The sequence below is a fragment of the Rhizorhabdus sp. genome (assembly GCF_018006725.1).
GTDB lineage: Bacteria > Pseudomonadota > Alphaproteobacteria > Sphingomonadales > Sphingomonadaceae > Rhizorhabdus.
Window position 1 is genome coordinate 1 of the sequence record NZ_JAGMXV010000418.1, and the last position, 3,013, is coordinate 3,013.

A 3,013-nucleotide genomic window follows, 5' to 3' on the forward strand; every position below is an offset into this window, starting at 1 on the left:
CGTCTCGATGGAGAGAGCGTCGAGCCGTTGCTCGCGCCATCCGGCGCTTTCCATGGTTACACACGGCGCGAGCCGATCGGCGTCGCGGCCCTGATCGTGCCCTGGAACTTTCCGCTTTTCTTCGCCGCCCTAAAGCTTGCGCCGGCACTGGCTGCGGGCTGTACGACCGTTCTCAAGCCGGCCGAACAGACAAGTCTGACGACCTTGCGGTTCGCCGAGCTGGTGCTTGAGGCCGGCTTCCCGGCAGGCGTGATCAACATCGTGACGGGCGCTGGCAGTGGCGCCGGCGCGGCGCTGGTGCGACATCCCGAGGTCGACAAGATCAGTTTCACCGGGTCGACCTCGGTAGGCAAGATGATCGCGCACTCGGCCGCCGACAGCCTCAAGCGCGTGACGCTCGAACTTGGGGGCAAGTCGCCTGTGATCGTCTTGCCCGACACCGATCTCGGACAGGCAGCTCAGGGCGTGGCGGGAGGCGTTTTTTTCAACTCTGGCCAGATTTGCACAGCGGGCTCGCGCGTCTTCGCCCATCGGGACGTGTTCGACGCGCTGGTGGAAGGGATAGCCGACGCAGCGCGGGGGATTCGTCTCGGTCCTTCGCTTGCGCCGGATACGCAGATGGGACCGCTGGTGTCGGCGCGGCAGCGCGATACCGTCATGGGTTTCATCGAGAGCGCATCGACTGAAGGTGCCTCGGTCGTTGCAGGAGGCGGTCAGCTCGCCGATCAGGGCTATTATGTGTCGCCCACGATCATCGCTGACGTCTCACCCGAGATGCGCGTGATGCGTGAAGAGATCTTCGGGCCAGTGGTTTGCGTGTCGCGCTTCGATGATCTCGACGCCGTGGTGAAGAGCGCGAACGCCACGCGCTACGGGCTGGCGGCGTCGGTCTGGACCCGCGACATCAGTGCAATGCATAGGCTGGCGCGATCAATCAAGGCGGGCACGGTCTGGGGAAACTGTCATAACGCCATCGATCCTGCCGTGCCGTTCGGGGGATACAAGGAGTCCGGGCTCGGCCGCGAACACGGGCGGGAGGGGGTGCTCGCCTATACCGAAACCAAATCGGTTCTCGTGGCTCTGTAGGTTTAGAGGGAGCGAAGACAATGGTCGGTAGGGCGGAAGCAATTGGTGGGCGGGGCCTCTCCGCGGCGGTAAGAGCCTTTTGCATCGTTCCTCTGGCCACCGGTATCGGCGACATCGCCCAAGGCGCGAAGTTTCTCGCGACCGCCGGCGCCGCGCTCCCATCCGCCGCGCTTTCCGATCCAACACTGAACAGCCAGCTGATGTTCGCCGGAGCGATCTGGCTCGGCTACGCGCCGCTCATCTGGTATGCCAGCCGCGATCTGCGTGAGCGGCTCTTGCTCCTGCGTTTGCTCTTCGGCTTCGTGTTTCTGAGTGGCCTCGCACGGACCCTGGCCTATCTTCGGTATGGGTCGCCAGGTTTCGTTCTCACCGCGGCGATAGCGATCGAGTTGGTGGTGCCGCCGGTGATCATGTTTTGGACCGCAATTGCGGACGCCCGGCTACGAAACAGGTCAGCTTGAGGGGCGGCCGCGCCAGAGGGGCAAGGTTCCGCGCAGCGCCGAATGCCGATATTCCCGCGCTGAGACTCCAAATTTGCGACGGAACGAACGGCTGAAATAGCTGAGATCGTCAAACCCGACGTCGTAAGCGATGTCAGTGATGCGGGCGCTTAGGGAAGGATCGCTCAATCGGCGACTGGCTTCGTCGAGCCGTGCGTCAGCAATGTATTTGTGACACGAGGTTCCTTGGCTGCGGAAGACGCGTTGGAGGCTCTTGGCTGAAAGCCGCAGTTTTTCACAAATATAGCTTGGACGCAGAGCCGGATCTTCGAGATTGGATTCAACAAATCTCTGTACCGAGGTCCAGCTGTCGTCGCGACGCCGGTCGGTCTCAAATTCGGCGGAATAGCAGGTCAGAATGGTGTCGCCCAGAACGCGAGCGGCGAGCGGATCGTCGGCCTCTGTCTGGAACCTCTCGAGCTGCTGCAACAATCCTATCGCATAGCTTCTCATGAGGATCGCGGAGGATCGATGCGCCGCGATACGGTAATTGATCATATCGCCGATCGGCGGGGATGAGCGACGCATACGCGCTTCGAGCATCTGCTTCGAAAAGATGAGGCAGAGATGCTCGTTATCGTCGTCGAACTCATATTGGTGCGCCGCTGCACCGTCGCAAAGCACGACATCACCCGGGCCGATTGTGATCATCCGATCGTCGAGGCGTATCGCGGCATGCCCCTCCTTCTGCACCTTCAACAGGTAGAAGTCGCGGAAAGCCTCCGCGGCATATTTGACGCTGCATGCCTTGGACGCAAACCGCAGAAGTGCAAGGTTGCTGAACAACGTCCAGGTGAATTCCGTTGTTTTGGCTCGTACCGGCGGCGTCTCGATGTCCAGATCACTGGCCAGTTGTGACGCAAAAAGCGATCGGTGGCCGACGCGGATATGATTAGCTCGTGGAACCAGCAGCCCTCCGCCCAGACCTGGCGCGTCAGAAGTTGCCGTTGAATGTCCCACTTCGTCTCTCCACGATAATGGGGCGCTCCTCTTGTTGTGCCAAAGGATTTCGCCCGGCTGCTTTCATTACGGCAATCTAGGCACCCTTGAATTCCGGTACGCGGCGCTCCCGAAATGCGGCCAGGCCCTCATTGCGATCGAACGATGAGGAGTAGGTCGAATTGACGTCCAGCTCCGCCTCGATCGCCTCCGGGAGAGCAAGTTCGACAGCGTTGTTCAAAAGCTGCTTCATGTGATGCAGCCCCAAGAGGCTCTTCGAGGCAAGTTTGTTGGCGATGCCGTCCACCGCCTCTTGGAGATCGCTATCCGGAACGATCATGCTCACGAGTGGCGCGAGCAGCGGGTTCGAGACACTGAGCAGGTCGCCGGTGAACATCAGAAACTTGGCGTGGTTCAATCCGAGCCGTCGCGGCAGTCGTGCGGTGGCTCCTGCGCCCGGCAACAGGCCGTAATTGGCATGTCCGTCT

4 protein-coding genes are annotated in these 3,013 nt (G+C 61.2%); 2 read left to right on the forward strand and 2 right to left on the reverse strand.

Annotation, left to right across the window (positions count from 1 at the left end):
* Together KAY22_RS27120 and KAY22_RS27125 are read left to right on the forward strand one after the other, a co-directional pair.
* A partial coding sequence (locus tag KAY22_RS27120; protein WP_296626152.1) for an aldehyde dehydrogenase family protein occupies nt 1-1,086 on the forward strand: 1,086 nt, incomplete at its 5' end.
* A gap of 20 nt (nt 1,087-1,106) precedes the next feature.
* Nucleotides 1,107-1,547 carry a DUF4345 domain-containing protein gene (locus tag KAY22_RS27125; RefSeq protein WP_037556852.1) on the forward strand — a complete coding sequence of 147 codons (441 nt, stop codon included), beginning with the start codon at nt 1,107-1,109 and terminating at the stop codon, nt 1,545-1,547.
* On the opposite strand, the gene KAY22_RS27130 is transcribed toward KAY22_RS27125, so the two are convergent.
* Both KAY22_RS27130 and KAY22_RS27135 read right to left on the reverse strand, forming a co-directional pair.
* A complete protein-coding gene (locus KAY22_RS27130) occupies nt 1,539-2,546 on the reverse strand; it encodes a helix-turn-helix domain-containing protein (protein ID WP_081933174.1) in 1,008 nt (335 codons plus the stop codon). The genes KAY22_RS27125 and KAY22_RS27130 overlap by 9 nt on opposite strands.
* Before the next feature lie 76 nt (nt 2,547-2,622).
* Nucleotides 2,623-3,013 (reverse strand): enoyl-CoA hydratase-related protein (locus KAY22_RS27135; RefSeq protein ID WP_296626153.1); only part of this gene is annotated, 391 nt, incomplete at its 5' end.